This is a genomic window from Ktedonobacter sp. SOSP1-85, assembly GCF_016587415.1.
In the GTDB taxonomy this organism is placed as follows: domain Bacteria; phylum Chloroflexota; class Ktedonobacteria; order Ktedonobacterales; family Ktedonobacteraceae; genus Ktedonobacter.
Window position 1 is genome coordinate 5,904,498 of record NZ_BNJI01000001.1, and the last position, 24,530, is coordinate 5,929,027.

Here is a 24,530-nt window from a genome sequence, read left to right on the forward strand (position 1 = left end):
CGTGACAAAAGAAATATATAGTTTCGAACGATATCTCAATGTTCGCTCGGCCACAGGGGCCAGTTTTTCGCCTGATGGTCAGCATATTAGCTTCTTGACCAATATTACCGGGGTGGCGGAAGTCTGGAATGTCTCTATCGACCAGCCCAATTTGCAGGAGCCAGCCTGGCCGCAACAGTTGACGTTTCGGGGGGAGCGCGTTTCTAGTGCCACCTTTGCGCCACATGCCGATACGCTGTTGGTAAGCGGGGATATCGGCGGCAATGAGCGGGCACAGCTCTTCCTTTTGAGCGCCGATGGCAGCGAGTTTCGTGCGTTGACCGAGAAGCCCGAGGTCATGCATTCCTTCGGTGGCTGGTCGCCTGATGGAGAGCGTATTGTCTATAGCAGCAATGAGCGTGACGCTCGCTTCTTTGATGTTTATGAGATGCAGGTAAACACTGGAGAAAGCCGTTTGCTGCTGGAGCAGGACGGCTCAAACATGCCAGTACACTACTCTCCCGATGGCAAACAGGTCCTGGTGAGACGGGTGGAGTCGCTATCACGCAATTCACTTATATTGATAGATATTGATTCTGGCGAGGCACGAGACCTGACGCCGGACCTGGGCGAGGGGGCCGCCTTGTATGCCACTCCCTTCTGGTCAGCGGATCGCAAGGGCCTCTACTTGCTCTGTAATCGGGAGCGCGATTTTCTCTCCCTGGCCTACCTGGACCTGGCCACAACCGAGCTTCGTTACCTTAGTGATATTCCCTGGGATGTGGAGGCGCTGGCTGTCACCAGGGATGGCGCCTCCCTGGCTATGGTGATCAATGAGGATGGTATCTCGCGTCTCGAACTCTTTGATGTTGCGCAAGGCTGGGAGCAGCGTCATGTCTTGCTGGCTCCAACGTTGCCTAAGAGCGTCGTGCTTGACCTGGCGTGGTCGCAGGATGGGGCGAAACTGGCGATTACTCTGAGCGGAGCGGATGAACCGACCGACATCTGGATCTGGGACATGGCTGGCGGGCATATCCAGCGTGCTACCTTGAGTTCAACTGGAGGCATCCCTCGCGCTAGCTTTGTCGCGCCGGCAGTGGTGCGCTACCCTTCCTTTGATGGGCGCGATATTCCCGCATTTCTCTATCAGCCTGCGGGCGCGCAGAAAAACCTGCCCGTGGTGATCAGTGTGCATGGGGGACCAGAGTCCCAGGAGCGTCCCTGGTTTAACCCTATCTACCAGTATCTCGTGGCGCGTGGCTACGCGGTTCTCGCCCCCAATGTCCGTGGCAGTACGGGCTATGGCTATACTTACCAGAGCCTCGACGATGTGCGCAAGCGGATGGACTCAGTGGCCGATCTCAAGGCCGCCGTTGAATGGCTGCGCGAAAGCGGTATCGCCGATCCTGAGCGGATCGCTGTCTATGGAGGTAGCTATGGAGGCTTCATGGTGCTTGCGGCTGTGACGACCTACCCTGATCTCTGGGCGGCGGCCGTCGATATCGTGGGCATCGCGAACTTCGTGACCTTCCTGGAGAACACTGGTCCCTGGCGCCGCAAATGGCGCGAGGCCGAATATGGCACCCTGGAGCAGGACCGGGCGTTTCTGGAACAGATCTCGCCCATTCACGCGGTAGATAAGATTACGGCTCCGCTCTTCGTCGTGCATGGTGCCAACGATCCACGCGTCCCCCTTGGCGAAGCTGAGCAGGTGGTGAATGCCCTGCGCCAGCGCAATGTGCCTGTTGAGTACCTCGTCTTCGCAGATGAAGGACATGGCCTGATCAAGCGCGATAATCGCCTCAAGGCCTATCCCGCCATCGCCGATTTCCTCGACTCCCACGTAAAAGGCGTAGCTAGCAAATAAGCCCGGTTGCTTGATCTGTGTGTGGTCCGGCGCTGCTGAAGCACGCGCCGGGCCGGATGTCTGTTTGTGGGTAACATGTGTTCTCGAAGGAGAGAACATGGAGAGGCCCGCCGGAGCATACGTCAGGAGGGCGAGCCTTTCCATGTTCAAATTTGTGGCGAACGACTAGCCGCGTTCGCGTATCGTTAACGTGTTGGCGACTTGGTCGTCGCAGGTGTTACGGTTTTGGTCGCGGTCCCCGTTGGTGTCTGACCTGGCTGTGCCGCCGTGCTCTGCGCAGCGACGGACTGTACCTTATAGGTCAGTGGAGGATGGCCATTCTGCTCTCCGAGTACGAAGAAGCTATAGACTTTGCCATCTTTTACATCAGCTTTAATAGGGAGTTTCTTATCAGTTTTGCTTGCTGTCGCATTTAGCGTATAACTTCCAGCTGGAACGGTTATGTAATCGCTGGCCTGCTCATAGTGTAAATCGCTGACAATCTTTTTATTGTCAGAGGTCGTGACGTTGAGTGTGCCCAGGTCTGGTGAGAGATGATAGACGCGTACCTTGGCATCTTTGGTACTACCGGTATTATCATCTTTAAACCCCTTCACTGAGAAGTCGCCTTGCTTGCTACCAGTCGCCGCGATGGTATAGTAGCCATGCTGCTTGACATTGGCATTGGCCGTGATGACCGCTGCGTTCTCGCCTTTCCCCGCGGGGGCAACCTTAATTTCATGCTTGCCAGGAGTAAGCGTTTTATAGTCCGTCACCGTGCCAAACGAGAAGTCGCTTAAGAGCTTCTTTCCATCTACGAATATATCGACGGGACCCGCCTTGGGCGAGGCATGCACGATGCGCACATGAGCGTCATTGTCGCGTGAAGCGGCCTCGGCCGCGCGGACGCCCAGTACGCAGACACAGGCAAGCGCAAGCATCGCCAGGGGGATTGTGGCCCGGTAAAGCAAGCTGCCAGTTGCCTGGTGCGATTGCATAGTCTGGTATCTCATGATAGGCAAACTCCTTGTGTTGGTGTACACATAGCTCCTCGAAGTGGTATGCCAGAGGAGACTAGAGGTCGTCTCTGTTCCCATATGCATACACAGAGGTTGGCTATGTTGCCGGCAAGAGTGCTATTCGATTGACCAACGTACAGGGTGTCAGCCTGCCAGGCTTGTGAGTTGTGCGGCTCACAAGTGTTTGTTTCCCTCCTCACCTTCTCACATGCGTTCCGATATAGAGATGGAATAGCAAGCAGAAGATGGTCAAATTCTTTAACCTTTCGACACAGAGATGACATTTCCCCGGTGTTGCCGGCAGGTTGTTTGCTTGTTCGTTAGCAGTATACAGACACAGCAAAATGGTGGCTGAGTTCCTTAGAGGGGAGGGGCGCGATGAAGAAGTGGGAGGAGCCTTTGAAGAGGGCCAGGTTTGTGGCAGGCTCCTCGTGGGTCGATGAATGGGAGGAGGGAATCTCCTATTGCCAGTATCCAGGGAGGGTGTACATGTGCTCATCGATGTGCTTTAGCAGCGTTGGGCTACTGATTACCGTCTATGCTTGAGCGCATGCTATGCTAAGGGGATCTAACAGAAGTTTACATCTGACATTGCGTATGCCTTTTGAGAATAAGGAACTTATGAGGAATGCTACTAGCAAATACACTTCTCTCTGATATGGCAGCCTTGCCGTTGCGTGGAACACTCTTAAACTTTGCTACGGTCATGCTGGGAGGCATCATTGGCCTGTTGATTGGAGATCGCCTCCCCGAGCGGATTAAGCAGGGCGTCATTATTGTGATTGGTATTATGACGATTGTGATCGGGATGAGTAGCGCCTTGAAGACGGAGAACGCCTTGATTCCGCTTCTGGCCCTGGTGATTGGTGTGGTAGTGGGGGAACTTCTCAATATTGATGGCGGCATTAACTGGTTGGGTGATTCGCTGAAGCGACGGGTCGATAAGACGGGTCGCGAGCAACACTTTACCGCGGCTTTTGTGGTGGCGAGCCTGCAATTCTGTGTGGGACCCTTGACGATTCTCGGCTCGATACAGGATGGCCTGACGGGCGACTTTCGCTTGCTGGCTATCAAAGCTATCCTGGATGGCTTTTCCGCGATTATTTTTGCCAGCAGCTTTGGACGAGGCGTGCTTTTTGCTGGGGCGACGGTGCTTATCGTGCAGGGAGGTATCTCACTGCTGGCGGGCCTGATCAAGCCTCTACTCATCTCGAATCCCGCCCTGGCGCTGGGAATGCAGCCACGCGTCATCGAGCTTTCCGCCGCAGGTGGGACAATTCTTATCGCCCTGGCGCTCAATATCCTTGGCATTCAGTCGCAGAGTTTGTGGGCGGAGCGGATCAAAGTTGCGAACATGCTTCCAGCTTTGCTGATTGCCCCCTTACTGGTTGGCCTGCTCAATATCCTGCATATTCCCCTCGACTTCGGCCTGGGAGGTTAAGATATTACTAGGAATGGGGTGTCGTAAAAAGGCTGGCGGCCTTTTTACGACACCCCATTCCTAGTAATATTAGGCTCTCAAGATGTATCAAGAGATGTCTCCCCTAACGTGTATAGACTATACCAGGCATGCGAGAGCAAAATCTTCATAACTCAAATGTATGGCTTGCTGCGCCCTAAAGAGAGGTCAGCAATTCTGCTGAGTTCTCGGCGTTGATTTATAATGATATACATAGAGGTATATTAATTAATTTTCATGCTTTTGAGAAGAAAGTACCGATCATGCCGCTTTTCTCGCTGAAAGCAGTACACTGTTGGTAATTGTCCATAAATGCACACTTTTTTACTTCCAGATGCTTTTTTACGGTCTATTTCCTGCTCTATAGCAGGATAGATGTGTGTTTCAACGGTTAATAGGTGTTTAATGGCCCTCTAACTGGGCTGATGTGTGCTTGTATGGACACGAAGGATCAACCATATAGGTCCGGCTGTGTGGTCTTTCCGACGAGGTGTATGAATGGACGACAAGGCGGGTCGCCGTAACAAACTGTCTGAGAATACCAGGCAGTGGCAGAGAAGAACTGAGCACTTTGGGCGCAGGCTCCGAAGGCTGCTTCTTGAAGAACGCAGTGTGCTATGTACAGGTGTATTGATCGTGTTGCTCCTGGGGCTTTTGTATATCGTGGCGAGTCAGCTCCGACCCCCGACACTCACGAATACCACGCCTGCCAACGAGACAGCGCTTTCTTATAGTGATTTTGTGAAGCAAGTGGAGGTGGGACATGTCTGGGCGGTGAATATTCGCGGCAATGAGATGAGTGCGCTCCTGAATCAACCACTTTTGGCGAGCACATCGCCAGCTGCCCCGACTACGGCGAAGGTGGCCGTAGAACAGAAGAGCCAGGATATACAGGCCTGGAATCGCTATATCAGCACTGGCAATTCGCCCGGGGGGAAGATACTTGATACAGAGCGTGCGGTACATACACAAATGCCAGTAAATGGCGATGAGCAGTTGATGGTCTTGCTTTTGAGCAAGCAAGTGCAGGTGAGGACGATTCCCGTGGCACAAACGGCTGATTGGTTAGTGTATCTATGGCGATTCCTCCCCTTTCTCATTGGCGCGCTGGTCATACTCGGTTACACGCTGATGCGTAATCGGTCCAGTCTAGAGAAAACGATTGATGAGCGTATTACGCAGATGGGCAAGAACCGTGTGCGCCGCTTTGAACGTGCGAAAGAGGTCCCTCGCTCAGGGCATGAGCCACGCGAGGCGCGCAAAGAGCAGAGCCGTGGCCCGGTCAATGTCACTGGTGGGGAGGCAGTTGCGAAGGCGCGTGTGGCGCGTATTGCTGAAGAGAACCGTGTCACCTTCGCAGATGTTGCAGGTATCGACGAGGTGCGCAGCGAACTGGAGGAGATCGTCGAGTTCTTACGCCGCCCCGAGCGCTATAATCGCCTGGGGGCGCGTATTCCACGCGGCGCCTTGCTTGTTGGCCCTCCAGGAACCGGCAAAACCCTCTTAGCCCGAGCGGTGGCCGGGGAGGCCCAGGTTCCCTTCTTCTCCATGAGTGCCTCGGAGTTTGTAGAGATGTTTGTAGGTGTGGGCGCCAGCCGAGTACGCGACCTGTTTAATCAGGCACGGCAGGCTTCTCCCAGTGTCATCTTTATCGACGAGATAGACGCGGTGGGGCGCAAGCGCTCCATGCGCATGAGCGGCAACGATGAGCGCGATCAAACCCTGAATCAGTTGCTTGTAGAACTGGATGGCTTTGATGCGCGCCATGCCGTCGTAGTGCTGGCCGCAACGAATCGGGCCGATATTCTTGATAGTGCTTTGTTACGCCCAGGCCGCTTTGATCGGCGCATTATGGTCTCGCCGCCCGACCGTGTGGGTCGCGAGGCGATTCTGCGTGTGCATACGCGCAACACCCCTCTGGACGCGGACGTGAGCCTTGAGCGGATCGCACGCATCACCACGGGCATGACCGGCGCGGACCTGGCAAACCTGGTCAATGAGGCGGCCCTAAGTGCGGCCCGGCGCAATCTCCCCAGCATTCCTCATCCTTGTTTTGAGGAGGCCCTGGCGCGTGTACAGCTTGGAGCACTCCGTCCCCTGGTGATGAATGAGCGCGAGCGCCGCATCATTGCCATTCACGAGGGCGGACATGCCCTGGTCGCGCACTACCTCCCTGAGGGCGACGTGGTGAACCGTGTGACCATTCTGCCGCGTGGCCAGAGCCTGGGTGTGACGCACTTCATGAGCGAAGAGGACCGCTATAACTATAGTCGCGAGTACCTGATCGCGAAGATTGCCATTGGCCTGGGTGGACGAGTCGCCGAGGAGTTGACCTTTGGCGAGCAGCATGTGACCACGGGGGCCGAGAACGATTTTCAGGTAGTGACGGACCTGGCCCGAAAGATGGTGACGCGCTGGGGCATGAGCAAGCAACTGGGGTTGGTCTTTGCCGACTATCAAGCCGGAGAAGGGGCATATGGGCTGAATATGCGTCGCCGTGCAGACCTGCACTCTCGCGACCTGGCCCTGAACGCTCACGGAGAGCCTGTGCTACAAGGAGGCGCCCTTCCACCTGCACTGCCCATGGGCAACGTCGAGTCCTCGCCTGCCACAGCGAGTGTTGGACTGAGCTTGAATGCTCTTGTGGACGCAGAAGTACTGAGTATTCTCGCGGAGGGGCGCGCGGTCGCCTCCCACATCCTGACCGAGCATAATGAGCAATTGCAACACCTGGCCTCTATCCTGATGGAGGAAGAATCCCTGGATCGTACACAGTTTGAAGCCCTGATAGGGGCAAAACCACATGCTTAATGTCAGTGAGAAAAAGCAGCAGGACCGGGAAGCAGCGCTTCCCGGTCCTGCTGCTTTTTCTCGTCTTTAACTTACCATGTCTTCGGTAAACCAGACCCAGCCGCTGGGATCAACGTAGACGCCAATGCCTATGCGATGAAGCGTTGTGCTGAAGAGGTGAATGCGGTGCCAGCCCGTAGGCGGCTCGTTGACCATGCTCATATGCACGGCGTAGACATTCGTCCAGGGTGGGCTTGATGGTCCCGCCTCGCCAATGTTCTCGCCACAGTCGCTATAGCCTGCGAAACCTTCGTTAGCGATGCGTTGACACTGGTCCAGGCCATCAGGGCAAGTATGGCTGAAGCCACAATGGAACATGTTCCAACTATGCAGGCGTGCTCCCCCTGCCAGCGTCGTATTCCACTGATAGGCGTAGAGTCCACGCGCTGCCCGGTCGCTGTTGATCTGATTAAAAAGCTGTTGTGTTAGCTGCTGTTCGAGCGCGGTTAGCCCTGGAGGAGAGCCATATGGAGCGGCTCCCGAGCCGGTAGCCGGAATATTGGTGGGTCCGCCTGCGGCCCCTGCTGGCTTCTGGGTAGGTGTAGGCGTGGGTGTCGTGGCTTGGGCTTGTAGGGGGTATCAGGTGTTGGGGTGGCGTGTTTTTCTTCAATATTGTCACGCGCTATGGTATGAGGTGTATTCTTCCCTCTGACCTCTGGCGCCTGCGATCCACAGGCCGTCAGGAGAATGCTGCTCCACAAGAGGCAGCACACCGTAGCACATAACATGAACCAGGACGTATTCTTACTCAAGATACTTACCTACCCCTCCTAAGAAGACACGCAATACGAAGATAATTTTGTCAGAGAACCTCTGACTTTATGAAATATTTTTGTTGGATTGCTCGCGATATAGATGACCAGGATCAGCAATAATAAGACATACAGCAAAAGCGCAAATAAGAGGCGCGCCCGGTCCATGGACGTGGCCTCTTATAGGGTAACGCATTTGTGGGTATCAATGCATACATTTGCCGCTGGTATAGTACTTTTTGTCTGCTGGAAGGCGTGAAAAGCTATCCCTGGTCAGCATAGAGCATTGCGCGTTAAAAGCGGCAGGTGATGACGACTGCGCTCATATCGTCGGGCTTGGCGCGAATGGTGGCGCTGCGACTCTCATGTGAGCGATTGAGGGAGTGGCGTACAAGTTCGCGTGCCGTGGTGTCGCGGGGCGTGCTGCGTAGAATATGCTCAATTTCTTCATCGGTGAGATTATCATGAACGCCGTCAGTGCAGAGCAGAACGCGATCCCCTGGTTGAATGCTGATTTCATCGATATGAATGGTTGGTGGCAAGGGGCCGCCCAGGGCCTGGGTGATGCCTCCCCGCAGGCGGAAGTAGCTGAGTTCGGTATCTGAGAGCTGTCCAGCCGTCTGGGCCTGATCTATACGGAGCGCGTTCTCTTCATCAATGATGCGGTTTTCGACGAGCTTGGCCAGCAGACCATCATCCTTGGTGAGGCGCTGCATCGGCTCTTTCTCCCGTGCCAGGTAGATACGGCTATCTCCCACATGAGCATAGTAGAGCGTGTAGTGGCCTGCCCTGGCCTGACGAGAGATTGCTGCCAGCGCGACTGTCGTGGCGAGATCGTCGGTGCCAGCGCGGCGCGCCCCTTCGGTGCGTACCTGGTCATCGGCATCATAGATGAGTTCTTCTAATAGCCCGCAGAAATTAGCCTGCGCTGAGGCTTCTGGAATGGTCAGAACCTTGCGCCCAGGTTGGAATTGGCGCAGGCGGCGTCGCCATTGCTGGAGGGCGGCATAGTGGGCTGTTTGGGAGGCAATCTCACCCGCGGCACTTCCTCCAACACCATCGAACACTGCGACCAGGCCAGTGCGCTCATCCACGAGTACGCTATCTTCATTCCGCGTTGGATGTCGTTCGCAGGCAATAGTACGAAGAGAAAAGGTAAAGGGTGGGAGTGCAGACCCAGAAAAATTTTTTATTGAAGGATTAGTATGAATTTTATTCTGCGGCATCTTCGTCGAATGCGGCCTTTCGAGCAATATATGCATAGTCTTGTCCGATGCTAGCGATACTTTCTAGTATATCTCACAGGACTATCAATAGGACTATCAATTATTACGTTACGCAAGAAGCGATCATGCATGCTGTACTGAACAGAGGCATGCTAGCCTCTCTACAGCGTTGCTATGTGAGCAGGAATGACAGCGCATTGTACAATTTACGACTGTTGGTTTGCATATAGAAAACCTCTAAGATGCTCTAAGAATAGGTCATGAGTGCAAGTATAGCAGAAAGAGGGCAGAAAAGAAAAGAGTTTCTGCGTATATCGTTAAACCTCATGCTAAGTCACTTAAGCGCAGGAAGTTGCGAAACAATTGGCGTGAGTGTGCATGATAGGCTGGAAAGTAGGCGCCTGGATCGCGTTGGATCGCCGCGAGATGGTCGCGGATCTCAGTTGAGGTTTCAGGCTCCAGCGAGCGCATCCAGCTTGCCAGGATAGCGGGCGTGACCTCAATATGGTACTGAAGGCCATAGGCATGCTGGCCGTAGCGAAAGGCCTGGTGTGGCGCGCAGGCATTGCTTGCCAGGAGCTTTCCATCTTTGGGGAGGTCAAAGACGTCCATATGCCAGTGGAAGACGCGTCCAATATCAGGGAGGCCCTTAAAGAGTGGGTCCTGTCTACCCGCGTCGGTCAGGGGAATGTCAAAGAACCCGATCTCGGCCTGGGTATGCTGGCGTACCTCTGCCCCCAGCGCCGAGGCCAGGAGTTGCCCACCCAGGCAAAGCCCCAGGTAAGGGATCTCGCGTGCTACAAGCTCCCGTAGCCAGGCCTTTTCTTCTACAAAGTAGGGGTAGCTCACCTCATCATAGGCTTGCTGTGCGCCACCCAGGGCGACAACCGCGCTATAGTCACCCAGGGTTGGCAACTGCCTTGAGCGGGTCACGTCGCATACCTCAAACGCTATAGCATGCTCCTGGAGCAATTCTCCCAGGAAACCAGGTGGGTCTTCACCGTCATGCTGTAAAAACAGAACTGGCTTCATTCGTATATAGTCCTTCAGGTGGCCTTGCGCCACATTGTTTTTATATTGAATTTATTCTATGTTATAGGTCGCTGCCGGGCCTGATTCCTCGCGCTTGCGTCGCTCACCTCGGTTAATGGTGTGGTGCATCCTGGCAACCGGTGGTTGCCAGGATGCACCACACCATTAACCTGAAAGAACTTGCCCATGGCGTACTCTATGCTAATAAAGAGCTTCTATGATTCTATCACGTCTTTTTACAGGTATGCCCGTAGGCATTAGTACTAATGGGGTGGAGTCTTGTCCGACGCTGCTAAAGCACGCGTCTACATATAACACATGATATGTAGACGCGTGCTTTAGCAGCGTTGTTCCACTAGCGTGCCACGCTGGAGAAGAAGGATTCAGTGGCTGCTATGAGTTCAGGCTGGCCCGTCCAGGCCATCTCGACGCTCCAGGTCTCCCCAGGTGCCAGTTCGAGCGGCCAGGTGAGCAACATGCAGCTCCCCTGGTGGGTGCGCTCAAATCCAGCCTCTGAGCCGGTAATCGTGTCCAGTGAGAAACGCCAGAGGGTTGCAGGTTTGCTGACTTCCAGCCGCAGGTCCTGTTGCAGCCAGGCATTGCCCATATGCAGCTCCTGGACCTCGTGTAGCTCTTCTGTGCCATCAAAGGGCACCCTGGCTGGCTCCCGTTGCTTGAGGTAATAATAGGCCTGCTCGTTTGCACCACCACCCAGGAAGTTAAGGTTCCACTCACAGGCGAAGCGTGTCTGCAAGGTGGCCTGGCCCTGATTGGTCAGTTCATAGCGAATACTGAGGCCTTCTTCCCCCGGTGGCAGCACGATCTTTTTACTGAGATGAAGCGGTAAGGGATTCAGGGCCCCGGCTCGCCGTACGCTTCCGGTGCGTGAGAGAGTGATCTCGGTGCCGGTGGCATCCTGCTTGACTGCGGCCTGGTATGGGCGCTCTACGAAGTTGCCATATTCTTCATAGCGGTTGTGCGCGAAGGAGTTCATGGGGAGTCCTGGTGGCAAGAAATGGTCAACCAGGCTGGCGCGTCGATAGCGATCAACAGTTAGATGGCGGTCCAGGTCATGCTCTTTAGTGCGGACTGCGGTATGGGGTGAGGCTGGCTCCTGCACATCGCTCTTCTCATCACTGCTTTTCTTCTCGGCCTGCGCGCTCAGAGCCGACTGCTTGCGGCGCTCCTGTTCATGCTCGCGCAGGGTGCGGTGATAGCTCTCCTCACGGCGTGATATGACGCTGAGGACATTATGCGCGCTGCGGCGCATATCCCATTCAAAGAGTGTGCCACCGCGCTGGGGATCGAAGTAGAGGTTCTGCTGATCGCTTTCGACGAGCAGTTCATCGCGTGTGTCAAAGTCAAAATCGGTGAACGTATACTGCTGCCAGGGCGCGGTACCGTGCAGCACACGATCAGCCGCGTTCTCTGCTTTGATCAGGTGATGATAGATGGCTGAGCGCACATGGGTCATGTAGATGCCGCCAAAGAGGCCATGCCAGTAGGTATCGTTGGCCTGAGCCTTCCAGAGATGATGGAGTCCATGCTCGTCGGTTGCGCCCGCCTTATAGACCTTATGGTGGATGTGCTGCATCTTTTTATGCTGGTTATTGATTTCGGGGTAGCGCACCAGGAAGTTGCGCCAGAAGCCGCCGCGCATAAATTGCAAGGCCTCGTCCTGGTGCGTCTCTTCGTATTTATGCAGGAGCTTGCCAAAGCTATAGGCCTTGCGCGGAGGCAGCGCCCACTCGCTCATCTCAACATATGAAGCTGTGGGGAGATAGATGCGCCCCAGAGCTGGTTGCTTCTGAGCATACTCCCCCAGGGGGATGGTATGGAGCCAGGAACTATGCTCTTCTAGCGCACTAAAGAAGGTCTCGACCCAGCCTGGCTCCGTTTGGGTACCCCAGCAATAGCGATCAGTCTCCGGCCAGCTACCAAACTTCTCGCCATCATCGCCCATGACCAGGATACGGGTGCCATCAGGAGTTGCAAGCGAGCGCAGCGTGTCGATGGTCTCCGCGACGGGGCGCCAGGGGATGGTGTAGCGCAACATCTTACTGGTCGCGTAGACTTTGAGCATGTGACCCTGATCCTCGGTGGCATAGTAGCCGTAGAGGTCGTTATCTTCCTGCCCCACATACTTGAAGTGGACATCATCTACAACCGTCCATTGTATCCCGGCCTCGTGCAGATAACGTGGCAGTGCCGGCTCCCAGACGCGTTCTGCCAGCCACATGCCGCTGGGCGTTCTGCCAAAGACCTGCTGCAACTTCTCGCTTAGATGCCGAATCTGCCCAACCTTATCTGCGTCGGGAATAGAGGGCAGGATTGGTTCATAGTAGCCGCCACCGACAATCTCCACCTGCCCGCGCTTTACTAGTTCCGAGAGGCGTTGCAGAAACTCGGGGTGTGCCTCCATGAGCCAATCGAGTAATGAGCCAGTGTAGTGTAGCGAGACGCGTACCCCCGGATGAAGTTCCAGGGCTTTGAGCATGGGTAGATAGGCCTCCTGGTACACCTTTTCAAACACCCAGGGGAAGTTTCCGACGGGTTGGTGATTATGCAGGAGAAGACCGAAATAGATGTGATTGTTACTCCCTGTTGGCATTTGCTTTCACCTTGTTGGTCGTAGAACAATATCCTTATTTCAACTATAACATGCCCCAGAACTGCACGTTCTCCATATTGAAGTTTAGCAACCTTCTACGTGTGCTCCATAAGCAGCGTGACACGCATTGTGACGGATTTCTTGCTTGAAATCCGCGCCCTTCCCAGGTATACTCTACCTCAGGATGGATACCTCTCTCCTGTTTAACGTACGAAGGAACGGACGGCAAGCTCTCTACTTGTCCATATGACAGGAGTACAAGGACGTGCTTGAAAAGACTTTTTTGCGTAAACAGTTTCCTCTTCGCCGCCTGGCGACCTCCTTGCTGTTGGCCATGTTATTGTTCCTCACATTCTCTGTTGGTGCTGCCTCTGCCCGTGCGCAGGTAACCCTGGTTGGACCCAAACAGCATTATCTTGCTGTGGGTGATTCACTTGCCTTTGGTTTCCAGCCCGACCTGGATTTTAGTCATGGCTATGCGGACTATCTCTACTCTAACTTGAAGGGGCATGGGACAACGTCACTGGCGAACTTTGCCTGCCCTGGGGAGACGAGTACGACGATGATCAAGGGGGATGCCCCTATTCCTACCTGCGCAAGTATCCCTATGTTGGCGATCAACTTGACGCGGCCCTGCTCTACCTGTACCTCAATCCTGGCAAGGTCAGTCCGGTGACGCTGGATATTGGCGCCAACGATATCAAAGGCAGCCTCAATACCTCGACCTGTGCCACGGATGTCGCCAGTTTTAATGCCGAACTCGCCCAACTGGATGCCAACCTGACACAGGTGATTCTGCCCAAGATCCGCGCTGCCCTGACGGTCAATGGGGTCGTGACCGGGGATATTGTGCTGATGAACTACTACGATCCCTATCAAAACATCTGCCCGAACTCCGTGCCCTATACCCAACTCGTCAACCAGCACCTGGCGCAGGATGTGGCGGGCTATGGGCTACTAGCGGATGTCTTTTCGCGCTTTGGGGGTACTACCACACCCAATCCCAACACTTGTACCTATACCTGGATGTGTAGTGTATTCAAGGATATCCATTCAAAGGACGCGGGCTACCAGGTCATCGCGCAAACTTTTGAGGATACTCTGGGCTATTAGCCCCGCTTGAACACCCTGTAGGCCTTATCTTAGTCAAGAGCGCGAATGCCATCTCACCGCAAAAGAGAGGTCCCATCTCAGCGGCGTTCGCGCTCTCCCTGTGTCTTGTGTGCGTATTTTGCTGCGCGCGAACCCTGGGCGAGGGACGCAAAACTTGCTATACTGGTGACGCATTGATTTGTGTGATGCGCGATGAGTAAGGCAGGAAGCAATGTCAAGCATAAAGGTGTTACTGGTTGATGATCATGGACCGCTGCGCAAGGCGCTGCGTGAGGGATTAGAGGCGACTGGCAGTGTCCAGGTGGTTGAGGAGGCCGCGACTGGTCGTGAGGCGGTCGCGAAGGCACTTGAGCTCGACATGGATGTGATCTTGATGGATGTGCAATTGCAGGACCCCCAGGTGGGGCGAAACGCTATGAGTGGTGTTGCCGCCGCCGTGGCCATACGCCGTGAACGACCCCGTATGCCAGTGGTCTTCTACTCCATTCAGGATGACGATGAATACTATCGTGAGTTTCGTGCCGCGGGCATCTTGACGCACTATGCCTATGTCCGCAAGAGTAACTACCTGCTTCCTAGCATGCTGGTGCCACTTTTGAAGGATGCCGTCAATGGACGGAGCCTGGTGGACCCGGAGATCGAGGACCGCGTGCAGGAGGTGCGTGACCTGGATGAGCAGTCGCCACTCGCCCTGTTGGAGCCGAACGAACTCCGCGTTGCTGAACTGATGGCCCAGGGTATGACCAACGAGCAGATTGCCGCTCGCCTCAATCTGCATGATAAGCGCGCGGTCAGCCGGACCAATGGGCGTATCTATGCCGCCTGGGGGCTGAGCGAGAATGCCGTCGATGATAAGGTAGCTCGCGCTCGGGCGACCCTAATCTACCTACAGAACAGACTTATCATGTGGGATGAGCAGGGCACTCCCCTCGTGCAGGATCGACGTGGCGAGTGGGTCCCACTTTTCAAGTAACTGTATAGCCATGACCACGAACGGTTTTTTGACATTATGCAACTGACACATGTATTTTCTCTGGCGCTCTCCATCTTTAACCTGATGGCTTTCTTATGGCTGGCCTGCACGGTCTGGCTCAATGGCGACCGGCGGAGTATGATTGCGCGCGTGGGTGTGGTCGGGCTGATCCTTTCGGCGCTCTTCTTCTTTATCCATGCCCTGCTGATCTCGGGTCCCTACGCCCAATCGGCCTCGCTGGTCACTGCCGATACCCTCTGGCGCCTGATCTGGCTGCCTGCGCTGGGCGTTCCCTACATCTGGTTTATGATCGGGCTGCACTATGCCTCGCTAATCAATGTCAAATGGGAGCGGCGCCGCCCCCTGTTGCTGCTCTGTAGCGCGCTGCTGGGTGGCAGTGTCCTGCTCTTGCTTGTACTCAACCAGGCGACCTTTACCTTCGCCAGGTCGATCCGCCTCTTTGCCTATGACGATATTCCCCAGGACACCAGTACGGGCTATTTCTCGCCCCTGGTCCTGCTGCCCATCATGTTTCTGGTCTATGTGACGTTCTGCGCCATTGGACCCTGGTTTACGCCAGGCAGGGTGGCGCGCCTGCTCAAAGTGCTTCTCTTCTTCCTTATTGGAAAGCGCACGCGCCTACGCAAAGTTTCACTGGGAAACAATATTGTCGATGCGTTCTGGGAGGATAAGACGGAGGCGGAACAACTGGAGGAGCCTGTGCTCTCGTGGCACCAGGCCCGCCCCGGCTTGCTCCTGGCCGCGCTGCTGATGGTGGCCTTAACGACGAGTCTGGGGGTGCTGGGTGTCTGGTCTATGGTCAACTGGCTCAGACATGGAAAAATACAGCCCGTCTCTTTACCAGTCAGCGGGCACCAGGCCGAGATGTTGCCCCTCAATCTGATGATCATCGATATCCTGGCCGTTGGCTGTGTGGCCTGTATTCTACTCCTGATTGGCTATTCTGTCGTACGGCATGGGATCTTGATCGAACGCCCGCTGGCGCGCCGTGGCTTTTTTGAGCAGTGGCGTGGTATCGTGATCGTTTCCTGTGTGGTGGCTGTGGGTATCGCGTGCTTTGTGGCCATTACGCGCAGTAATGTGAGCGGTCTCTTGATTCTGACTTCGCTCGCGACCGGTACCTATGCTCTCTTCACCTGGAGCAACTATACCGCCCATGATCGCTATATCAGCATGCTCCGTCCCTTCCTGCGTAGCACAACACTTAGTCACTGGCTTAAAACGGACCTGCGCAAAACCGAGCAGAATATGGAGGATCTCTTCTTTCATCTCTGTAAAGATGTTCTGGCTGTAGAGTGCGCGCGCCTGGATGTACTGGCGGGACCTATCAAGCGTCGCTTTAGCTATCGCTGGCACGAGGAAGAGGAGACCGAGACGCAGGAACCCCCCTTGCTTGAACGCCAACAGACTACGCCACAACGAGCAGTAAGTGTACCGAACGAGAGGCGTACCAGTCGCCTGCGCAAACCCTATCGAGTGCAAGCCTATCGCATTCAACTGCGCTTGCAGGGGCGCGAGGCCCTCTGCTGGGTCGTGCCAATCTATGATGACCTGGGTCTGGTGGCGAAGCTCTACCTGGGGCCGCGCGAAGACGGTGCGGGCTTTACCGATGAAGATATGGACCTTGCCCATGCCTGTGGGCAGCGTATTCTCGATACCCTGCGTGACCATGAGGCCATGCTGGCTGTGGCGGGCCTCCTGCGGCGGCGTACGGTCGATGTGAAACTTCTGGGCGCACAGCAGCGGCGTGTGTTGCATGATGAGATTCTGCCCCAGATGCACCTGGCCCTGCTCAAACTGGAGACCATGCGTCCTTTCATCATGGGACGCCAGGAGGTGATCAGCTCTCAACAGGCCGAGCAGTCCTTCAACGATGCCGTAACGATCATTAGCGATGCCCATCGCCAGCTAGCGGCGATGATGCGTGCCACCGTCACTAGCGCTCCTCACCGTCTGGAGCGTGATGGCATGATGCAGGCCATTCATACGCTGATTACGCAGGATTTTCGCCAGTCCTTTGACGAGGTGGAGTGGCAGGTCCCCGAAGAGACAGCGCGTATCATTGATGACATGGTTCCTCCCGCGATTGCTGAGCTTATTTTCGCCGCCGTCCAGGAAGCCTTGCGTAATGCCGCTCGCCATGCGCGTGGTGCCGACGTCCACCGCAAGCTTAAGTTGACCCTCAGCGCCTCTTGCGATCCTGATCTGGAAGTGATTGTGGCCGACGATGGAGTGGGCATCCTCTCTGCCAGCAACACAACGACGGGAACCGGGGGCGGTCTCCTGACGCACAGCGCCTTACTGGCGATTGTAGGAGGGAGCCTGACCGTACAGAGCGAGCCATCTCACGGCGTTGCGGTACGTCTCGTCCTCCCCGCCAGCACATTTGCGCCTGGTAGACTCTCTATCATGTAGCTGAGTACGCTCACGTTTCCCCTGCTTGCCAGGCTCAGGAATAATTCCAGTGCCTGGCTCTCTTCCCTTGTTCTCTTCTCTTTAGCTATACTGTATATGAAGTTCCGCATAGCAGGCAGAGCCGCTTCACGCGAAAAACACACCTGAAAATGCCCATCCGTGCGTCTTATGCTCAGTTGTAGGGTCCATGCTGGCATGGACTAACTGGCATCCCCGTCAATATTTGCACGATTTCAGCGGGAAGAGTCCATGCCAGCATGGACCCTACAACTGATGAGAGCGTTAACATGGCACGAGGAGAGGACATATGATACTGATTACTGGAGCCACGGGATTCATTGGCAGTCACCTTGTCACGAGCCTGGCAGCGCAAGGAGAGCAGGTTCGTTGCCTGGTGCGTGATCGCAAAAAAGCGGAGAAGAGCCTGCCTGGCGCGAATGTGGAGCTGGTTGAAGGCTCGACCATACACCCCGAGACCCTCAAGGCGGCGTTGCAGGGCATCGATACCGTTGTGCACGCGGCCTTTATGACCGCTGATCGCAAAGAGTCAGCGGAGAACCACTACAACGAGACAAATGTCACGGGGACGCGTAACTTAGTGAGGGCTGCTCAGGAGGCGGGTGTCAAGCGCATCATCGAGATTGGTGGCCTGGGGACGAAGCCAGATAAGCCTGGCAGCTATATGCAGGGGCGCTACCTGGCTGAGCAGGCGGTGAAAGAGAGCACACTAGATTGGACGATTATTCAGCCATCGGTCCTCTTCGGCAAGGGAGCGCCTTTCATCAAAGGACTCTCAGATCTGATCGCCAGCGCCCCCGTGGTGCCGCTCATTGGCGGTGGCAAGACCATGTTTCAGCCCATCCTGGTCGATGACGTTGTGCGCGTCATCGAGTATGTCCTCAAAGAGCCAGAGCAGACAAAGGGCAAGACCTATACCATCGGTGGACCAGAGTACTACTCGTTTAGTGAGGTGTTTGATCTCCTACTTAAGACCATGGGAAAGTCACGTCCCAAGGTTTACGCGCCCATGCCCCTGGTCGGTATTGGCGCGGCGGTGATGGAGGCCGTCTTGCCCAAGCCACCCCTGACGCGCGCGGCCATGGCGCTTTTCTCTTTCGACAATACCACGGCTATCAATAGCGTCGAGCGCGACTTTGGCTTTACCCCCGTCTCCTTTCGCACCTACCTGGAGACGCACGGAATTTAATCGGCTGTGTTGTAAAATAGCGCGTGTTCACGCCCGCTGATGTGTTATAATGATGGGCATATGCTACCTCTTGTGGTACACATACCCATCATTTTTTGTGCACTGCTAAGAAATGGAAAAGATCCTCGCTATTGGTAAATCAAGCTGTAAATTGTGTCTAGGCTGCCCTTTGCATCGAGCAAGGTTGTAGCATTCCTTTCCCATTAGCTTCTCTACAGAAAGCGTACATATTTCACCTGATCATGGTTGTGCAGAGACGGAGGAACCTGAGTGACACAAGCGCTTGATATGAGCAATATACACGAAATTAGCGAATCGCTCATGCGCATTTCACGTCTGCTGCATGAGCATACCCATAAGCTTGAAGTCGCGGTCGAGGGAACCTATGCCGGTCAGACTGGTGATCCACGTGTGAGCTTGTTAATGGATGCTCTGATCGTTGCGCGTAAGGCCGACCTGGAACTGGGGCGCAACAGCCAGGCCCTCAAACGTTTGACTACCCAGCAACTCTCCACAAGCAGCGGTAAAGGAAATACTGCCGCCACGCGTGCCGTTTTTGAGCGCGAACGTGCTGAATTACAGTCCAATATCACCTTCCTCAAAAAACAACGTGATGAACAGGGGATCCTGGCCGATATCGCGCGCACCCTGAATTCCACCCTGGAGTTCGACGAGGTCCTACGCCTGGTCATGGACCGCGTCATCGAGTTCGTCGGCGCCGAACGTGGCTTCCTCATGCTTGTTGATCAGCAGACGCAAGACCTGGAGTTCAAGATTGCGCGCGATAAGCAGGCTCGTACCATTCCCGAGAGCGAGTTTATGACTGCGGGGATCAGCCGTGGCGTGGTCAAGCGCACAATTACTACCCTGGAGCCGCTGGTCTCCGACGATGCCAAGCTCGATGCCTCGCTTAATGGACATGAGAGCATCATGACCTTTGGCATTCGCTCCATGATGTGCGCGCCGCTGGTGGTGCGCGACCACTGCATTGGCGCGGTCTATGTTGATAGTCGCATTAACGCGAATCTCTTTAGGCAGCAACACCTGGACCTGCTTGTCGCCTTCTGTAACCAGGCCGCTATCGCTATCGATAATGCTCGCCTCTTCGCAGATCTCAACCGCGCCATTCAACAGGTACAAGATGACAAGCAGTACATGGATAATATCTTTGCCTCTATCGCCAATGGCGTTGTGACCATTGATTCCCGAGGCTATGTGACCACGTTTAATGCCTCCGCAGGTCTGATTCTGCAAATAAATAATTCACAGGCCATTGGTCGGCACTATACCGAGGCCTTCGCTTCACATGCTCATATTGGTGTTGTCGACCTCTTACACAACGCTCTGGAGCACGCGGAACTCCATGCCCACGGAACCTTCGTTCCCAGCTCGGTGGATAATTGTATCATCCCCAATCGCCTCAATGGTCCCTTCAGCCTGAACCTCTACGTCTCGTCACTACGCGATACGCAAGGAGCGCATATCGGGGCTGCCCTGGTGATTGATGATCGTACCGAGATCAAGCGCTCGGAGGCCGAGACCAAGAAGATCCGCGGCATTTTTGAACGCTATGTCCATCCTAATGTCGTTAAACAACTTATTCGGGATAAGAATGCCCTGAACCTGGGCGGCGAGACCAAAGAGATCTCAGTCATCTTCGCGGATATCCGCGGTTTTACCCGCCTGAGCGAGAGCATGCCGCCCGAGGCCGTGATGGATATGATTAACCGCTATATGCGGATCATGTGCGAGGCCATCTGGGAGGAGGAGGGAACGATTACCGCCTTTCTCGGCGATGCCGTCATGGCCATCTTCAACGCGCCCCTGCCACAGGAGCAGCATGCCCTGCGCGCGGTACGCGCGGCCTGGAAGATGCGCATGGCCGTGCAGGGCTACCAGCAGACGCATCCCCAGGAGCGCTTTATCTCCTTTGGCATTGGCGTCAACACGGGCCTGGCCACGGTGGGCAATATCGGCTCCCAGGAGCGCATGCAGAACTATACCGCCATTGGCGACGTCGTCAACGTGGCTTCGCGCTTGCAGAATAACGTCTCCGACAATGATATCTTGCTGAACGATACCACGTATCAGCAGGTCTACCCCTACGTGAGAACCGGTCAGCCCTTCCAGCTCTCCGTCAAAAACAAAGCCACCCCCCTGACCGTGCGCTACCTCCTCGGCCCCCTGTGAACTACCACTGAGCTGAAGACGCAGCGGCTTCTTCAGAAGTCGTCGGGTCTGCGGTTTGGGAGCTTTTTCGGAAGCTCAAGTTCACCAGACTCCTCATCAGAAATGATGAGACCGTTTGAAAGGTCATGACACCTGCGGTTGACGCATCAGACCGCTGCTCTGTCGCCTGAGTTTAAGTAGGACTGAGGAAAGGTCCGGTGATTCAGGTGCAAAAAGCCTTTTGAACACTGTCGAGATGAAGTCGGATTCCCTTCGTGGTCATAGCGAGGGGATACGCACCACCCGGCGCTTGCCGGAGCATTTTCCGAAAGGATTCCATTCAATGAACGTTGTATATGTGCTCACCCCTGACAGCGTCCCATTGATGCCCTGTCAGCCAGTCATTGCCCGTTTATTACTCAAGCAAGGCAAAGCCAGGGTGAAATCGAGAACGCCCTTTACCATCCAACTCCTGGCGCCACCAGAGCAAATCTACGCGCAAGCATTGACGCACGGGGTCGATACAGGCAGTTCCGTTCTCGGATCAGCCGTCTCCAATGCGCGTGGATCGGTTCTCTCTCTCTCAGAGGTCCAGATACGCAATGATATCGCCGAGACGATGAAAGAACGGGCCAGAGCACGCCGCAATCGCCGCAACCGCAAAACACGCTATCGTCCTGCACGCTGGCTCAATCGCAAGCATTCCATGCAGCAAGGACGTTTCTCCCCAACCATGAGAAGCAAGTTCGATGCTCATCTGCGAGAAATCCGCTTTGTCCGGTCGCTCTTGCCTATCACATCTATGGTGCTGGAAACAGGAACCTTTGACCCTCACGCTCTCAAGAACCCTGAAGTTCTCCAAAAGAAGTGGCTCTACCAGAAGGGCATTAACTACGGTTTTGCCAATACCAAAGCCTATGTGCTCACGCGTGATGACTACACCTGCCAGCACTGCAAGGGGAAATCAAAGGAGACACGACTTGAAGTGCATCACATCATCTTCCGTAGCCAGAACGGCAGTGATGAGGAGGCCAATTTAGTAACGCTCTGCAAAACCTGCCATGATAGTCTGCATGCGGGAACCATCACGCTCAAACGCGCTGGCAAGAAAAGAGGAACGTTACGACACGCGACGCAGATGAACAGCATCCGTGTTCAGTTGCTCAAGCGTGTTGAGGCTGAGGAAACGTGGGGATTTGTCACGAAAGAACACCGCCTCCTGGCAGGGCTGCCCAAAGAGCATATCTTTGATGCAACGATGATCGCAACACGAGGGGTGAACCCAACATTTTGCACAACCAGTGTGCTCTCAAAACGCTGCGTTTCTGATGGGGACTATCAACAAACAAAAGGGGTGCGAAGCGAGCAAAGGATTACTACAGGCAAGATCAAGGGATTCCGCAAGTTTGACAAGGTGCGTTACCTGGGTAAGGAGCACTTTATCAAGGGCAGAATGTCGACCGGATATGCCATCTTGATGGATATCTCTGGGAATAAGGTCGCATTGAAGCCAATCCCCAAGTTTGACAAGATGAAGCGAGTGAGCGCACGTTCCTCATGGATGATGACACAAAGACCCATGCTCCATCCCTCTTGTTCCCCCATTTCATCTTTGTCTGTAAGTCAGGATACAAGATGGTAGCTCATTGAGAGTCAAGGTAAAAGCGGCGAGAAAACCACGAGGCTGAAGACCTCGTGGTTTTCTCGCCGCTCCCCCTATAAAAAAATAGAGAGTAATGAGAGATGCGTTGCCCGCTGCCAGCCGAAGGCTGGCAGCGGGCAACGCATCTCTCATTACTCTGGCGAACTAAAGCGCCTGACGCAACACAAAGCCACGCTGGGCCAGGCGAATAAAACCAAACCACTCATAGAGGCGGTGCGCGTGGGTGTTCTGCTCCTCGGTGTTGAGCATGATGCGTGTGACGCGCTCACTGGCGAAAAAGCGTACCGCCTCGGCCATCAGGCGTGCCCCGATCCCCTGGCGCTCAAAGGCGGGGTGGACCGCGATGCGTACCAGGTAGCCATAGTCGGCCTCGACGGTATTAAACTGGTAGCCGACGACCTGCCCATTCTGCTCGGCGACGACAAAGTAGGGATGGGAATTGGCGATGTCGCGGAAGGCGGTCGCGTCATAGCGCCAGAGCTCATCAAAGCAGAGCTCCTCGATGGCGAGCAGGGCGGAGGTATCATCCTCAAGTCCAGTTCCTAGCTGCACCGTGCGCACGGTGACGCGTGTATTCCCGGAGGTGGGTATCGTATAGTCATACTTGTCGTAGGCATAGAGCTGACAGTAGGGCTGAAAGCCGCGCGCCAGCAGGAGGGGGCGGAGCCAGTCCTGCTCCATGTCATTGCCGGAATAATACAGCGCCTGCGCTCCCCGTGCCCGCAGATGTGTGTTGAGGTCTTCAATGAGGTTATCGAGGATGGAGATATAGTATTTGCTCTCGCTCCAACTGACGCCAAATCCGCCTATCCAGGCAATAGGCGGATTGGTGATCTGCGAGATGAGAAAGCCATGCAGTGATGAGTTATGTAGGTCTCCCACAGCCGGGTAGCGCTCGATCAGGAGTGGTAGCTCCTCCGGGGTGAAGCGCTGATAGATGTATTCGGAGGAGCGAATCAGGCGCTCAACCTGCGGGACATCGGCTGGTGTTAAGAGCCGAATATGCCTGGAGTCGGTTGACATGCGTCCTCAAGCTTTCTCTTCGTCGGCGGACGGCCCCTTAACCTCGCGGCGCAGGCGCTCAATATCTGGCTTTGGCTTACGGCGTACACGATAGCCGGTCAGGTTATGGATGCGCCTGAGTTCTGAGATCAAGACATCGATATTGATCTGGTAGGTCATATCGGGGGCGGGTCCCAGGTCGTCAATGGCGGCCTCGCCACCCATGAGCTGGTTGATGGAGGTCGCGACACAGTTCTCAAGTGCGCTAATGCTATAGCCACCCTCCTGGACCATGATGACGCGTCCATCACAGATCCTCTCGGCATATTCCAGAATGACGCGGTTCAACTGGTAGAAGGCCGCGGTCGAGAGGTACATGTCGCCAATTGGGTCGTCCCAGTGCGCATCAAAGCCCGCCGAGACAAGGATCAGTTGTGGATCAAAGCGATCCATGGCGGGGACCATGACCTGGCGGAAGATGGAGTCATAGACATGGAAACCCGTGCGTGCTGGCAGCGGGACATTGATCGTTGTGCCCAGGCCTTCGCCCTCGCCCAGCTCGGTTGAGGCGCCGGTCCCTGGATAGAAGGGAGCCTGGTGGACGGAGAAGTACAGCACACGGGGATCGTTGTAGAACATTTCCTGGGTGCCGTTGCCATGATGCACATCATAGTCAATAATCATGACGCGCTCCAGCCCATGCTTCTCCAGGGCGTAGCGCGCGGCGACCGCGACATTATTGAAGATACAAAAGCCCATCGCCGATTCTGCGACCGCGTGATGGCCCGGAGGGCGTACGAGGCAGTAGGCGTTTTTAATCTCGCCCTTGAGCAGGGCGTCAATGGCGGTCAGAGGGGCGCCAGCCGCTTTCAGCGCGGTCTCATAGGTTTTAGCGGAGACATAGGTATCGGTTGCGAAGAATTGCGTATTGCGACCACCGGAGGCCTCTATTTCCGCCGCTTTCTTGCTAGCCGCCTCCACCTCCTGGATATATTCCCGCTCATGCACCGTCGCCAACTCGTCCACCGTTGCGGCACGCGGTTGGAGTTGCACCAGGTCATCACGCTCAAACCACTTGAGGGCCTGCAATAACTGCATCGACTCGTCGAGGCGCTGTGGGCGCTCTGGGTGCTGCTCGGGCGTAATGTGCTCTAAAAAGATTGGATCATAAATAAAGGCCGTGGTCATAGGAT

At 55.2% G+C, this 24,530-nt stretch carries 18 protein-coding genes; 10 read left to right on the forward strand and 8 right to left on the reverse strand.

What is annotated here, in order from left to right:
• Position 1: 1 nt before the first annotated feature.
• On the forward strand, positions 2 to 1,846 hold the full coding sequence (locus tag KTE_RS24690) for a S9 family peptidase (RefSeq protein WP_201385669.1): 1,845 nt from the start codon (positions 2 to 4) through the stop codon (positions 1,844 to 1,846).
• Positions 1,847 to 2,031: 185 nt separating this feature from the next.
• On the opposite strand, the gene KTE_RS24695 is transcribed toward KTE_RS24690, so the two are convergent.
• Entirely contained in the window at positions 2,032 to 2,838 is an 807-nt protein-coding gene (locus KTE_RS24695) for a DUF4397 domain-containing protein (protein WP_201385670.1), read from the reverse strand.
• Positions 2,839 to 3,472: 634 nt separating this feature from the next.
• Between KTE_RS24695 and KTE_RS24700 the strand changes: the two genes are divergently transcribed.
• Positions 3,473 to 4,285 (forward strand): DUF554 domain-containing protein, encoded by an 813-nt coding sequence (locus tag KTE_RS24700; RefSeq protein WP_201385675.1) that lies wholly within the window; start codon positions 3,473 to 3,475, stop codon positions 4,283 to 4,285.
• Positions 4,286 to 4,801: 516 nt separating this feature from the next.
• Positions 4,802 to 7,114, forward strand: coding sequence for an ATP-dependent zinc metalloprotease FtsH (gene ftsH / locus KTE_RS47730; protein ID WP_305068551.1), 2,313 nt, complete (start codon positions 4,802 to 4,804; stop codon positions 7,112 to 7,114).
• Positions 7,115 to 7,180: 66 nt separating this feature from the next.
• Here the strand turns inward: ftsH and KTE_RS24710 are convergent, their stop codons facing one another.
• The 5 genes from KTE_RS24710 to KTE_RS24730 form a co-directional block, all read right to left on the reverse strand.
• Entirely contained in the window at positions 7,181 to 7,651 is a 471-nt protein-coding gene (locus tag KTE_RS24710; protein ID WP_201387234.1) for a CAP domain-containing protein, read from the reverse strand.
• Entirely contained in the window at positions 7,600 to 7,905 is a 306-nt protein-coding gene (locus KTE_RS24715; RefSeq protein ID WP_201385677.1) for a hypothetical protein, read from the reverse strand. Before KTE_RS24715 ends, KTE_RS24710 begins: the two co-directional genes overlap by 52 nt.
• Positions 7,906 to 8,198: 293 nt before the next feature.
• Complete coding sequence (locus tag KTE_RS24720; RefSeq protein ID WP_307811963.1) at positions 8,199 to 9,167, reverse strand: serine/threonine-protein phosphatase; 969 nt, start codon at positions 9,165 to 9,167, stop codon at positions 8,199 to 8,201.
• A gap of 288 nt (positions 9,168 to 9,455) precedes the next feature.
• Positions 9,456 to 10,163 carry a type 1 glutamine amidotransferase gene (locus KTE_RS24725; protein ID WP_201385684.1) on the reverse strand — a complete coding sequence of 236 codons (708 nt, stop codon included), beginning with the start codon at positions 10,161 to 10,163 and terminating at the stop codon, positions 9,456 to 9,458.
• A gap of 355 nt (positions 10,164 to 10,518) precedes the next feature.
• The gene (locus KTE_RS24730; protein ID WP_201385686.1) at positions 10,519 to 12,774 is read right to left on the reverse strand and encodes an alpha-amylase/4-alpha-glucanotransferase domain-containing protein; all 2,256 of its coding nucleotides are present in this window, start codon (positions 12,772 to 12,774) and stop codon (positions 10,519 to 10,521) included.
• Between the two features lie 265 nt (positions 12,775 to 13,039).
• On the opposite strand from KTE_RS24730, the gene KTE_RS24735 reads away from it, so the two are divergent.
• From KTE_RS24735 to iscB, 7 genes are all read left to right on the forward strand, one after another.
• The gene (locus KTE_RS24735) at positions 13,040 to 13,450 is read left to right on the forward strand and encodes an SGNH/GDSL hydrolase family protein (protein ID WP_201385688.1); all 411 of its coding nucleotides are present in this window, start codon (positions 13,040 to 13,042) and stop codon (positions 13,448 to 13,450) included.
• The gene (locus tag KTE_RS24740; RefSeq protein WP_201385690.1) at positions 13,447 to 13,887 is read left to right on the forward strand and encodes a hypothetical protein; all 441 of its coding nucleotides are present in this window, start codon (positions 13,447 to 13,449) and stop codon (positions 13,885 to 13,887) included. The genes KTE_RS24735 and KTE_RS24740 overlap by 4 nt, the downstream gene beginning before the upstream one ends.
• Positions 13,888 to 14,098: 211 nt before the next feature.
• Positions 14,099 to 14,860: a response regulator transcription factor gene (locus tag KTE_RS24745; protein ID WP_007909040.1), complete on the forward strand. Its 762-nt coding sequence runs from the start codon at positions 14,099 to 14,101 to the stop codon at positions 14,858 to 14,860.
• Between the two features lie 36 nt (positions 14,861 to 14,896).
• On the forward strand, positions 14,897 to 17,296 hold the full coding sequence (locus KTE_RS24750; protein ID WP_201385692.1) for a sensor histidine kinase: 2,400 nt from the start codon (positions 14,897 to 14,899) through the stop codon (positions 17,294 to 17,296).
• Between the two features lie 307 nt (positions 17,297 to 17,603).
• Positions 17,604 to 18,503 carry a complex I NDUFA9 subunit family protein gene (locus KTE_RS24755; protein ID WP_201385693.1) on the forward strand — a complete coding sequence of 300 codons (900 nt, stop codon included), beginning with the start codon at positions 17,604 to 17,606 and terminating at the stop codon, positions 18,501 to 18,503.
• Positions 18,504 to 18,773: 270 nt separating this feature from the next.
• On the forward strand, positions 18,774 to 20,693 hold the full coding sequence (locus tag KTE_RS24760; RefSeq protein ID WP_201385700.1) for an adenylate/guanylate cyclase domain-containing protein: 1,920 nt from the start codon (positions 18,774 to 18,776) through the stop codon (positions 20,691 to 20,693).
• A 322-nt stretch (positions 20,694 to 21,015) separates the two neighbouring features.
• Positions 21,016 to 22,314 carry an RNA-guided endonuclease IscB gene (iscB, locus tag KTE_RS24765; RefSeq protein ID WP_201385701.1) on the forward strand — a complete coding sequence of 433 codons (1,299 nt, stop codon included), beginning with the start codon at positions 21,016 to 21,018 and terminating at the stop codon, positions 22,312 to 22,314.
• A 165-nt stretch (positions 22,315 to 22,479) separates the two neighbouring features.
• On the opposite strand, the gene KTE_RS24770 is transcribed toward iscB, so the two are convergent.
• Positions 22,480 to 23,358, reverse strand: coding sequence for a GNAT family N-acetyltransferase (locus KTE_RS24770; protein WP_201385704.1), 879 nt, complete (start codon positions 23,356 to 23,358; stop codon positions 22,480 to 22,482).
• Positions 23,359 to 23,364: 6 nt separating this feature from the next.
• Positions 23,365 to 24,525 carry a histone deacetylase gene (locus tag KTE_RS24775; protein WP_201385706.1) on the reverse strand — a complete coding sequence of 387 codons (1,161 nt, stop codon included), beginning with the start codon at positions 24,523 to 24,525 and terminating at the stop codon, positions 23,365 to 23,367.
• Positions 24,526 to 24,530: the final 5 nt, after the last annotated feature.

Coding starts and splice junctions, on each gene's coding strand:
- KTE_RS24695 (WP_201385670.1), bottom strand. CDS start 2,838: ATGAGATACCAGACTATGCAATCGCACCAGGCAACTGGCAGCTTGCTT.
- KTE_RS24700 (WP_201385675.1), top strand. CDS start 3,473: ATGCTACTAGCAAATACACTTCTCTCTGATATGGCAGCCTTGCCGTTG.
- ftsH (WP_305068551.1), top strand. CDS start 4,802: ATGGACGACAAGGCGGGTCGCCGTAACAAACTGTCTGAGAATACCAGG.
- KTE_RS24720 (WP_307811963.1), bottom strand. CDS start 9,167: ATGCATATATTGCTCGAAAGGCCGCATTCGACGAAGATGCCGCAGAAT.
- KTE_RS24725 (WP_201385684.1), bottom strand. CDS start 10,163: ATGAAGCCAGTTCTGTTTTTACAGCATGACGGTGAAGACCCACCTGGT.
- KTE_RS24730 (WP_201385686.1), bottom strand. CDS start 12,774: ATGCCAACAGGGAGTAACAATCACATCTATTTCGGTCTTCTCCTGCAT.
- KTE_RS24745 (WP_007909040.1), top strand. CDS start 14,099: ATGTCAAGCATAAAGGTGTTACTGGTTGATGATCATGGACCGCTGCGC.
- KTE_RS24750 (WP_201385692.1), top strand. CDS start 14,897: ATGCAACTGACACATGTATTTTCTCTGGCGCTCTCCATCTTTAACCTG.
- KTE_RS24755 (WP_201385693.1), top strand. CDS start 17,604: ATGATACTGATTACTGGAGCCACGGGATTCATTGGCAGTCACCTTGTC.
- iscB (WP_201385701.1), top strand. CDS start 21,016: ATGAACGTTGTATATGTGCTCACCCCTGACAGCGTCCCATTGATGCCC.
- KTE_RS24770 (WP_201385704.1), bottom strand. CDS start 23,358: ATGTCAACCGACTCCAGGCATATTCGGCTCTTAACACCAGCCGATGTC.
- KTE_RS24775 (WP_201385706.1), bottom strand. CDS start 24,525: ATGACCACGGCCTTTATTTATGATCCAATCTTTTTAGAGCACATTACG.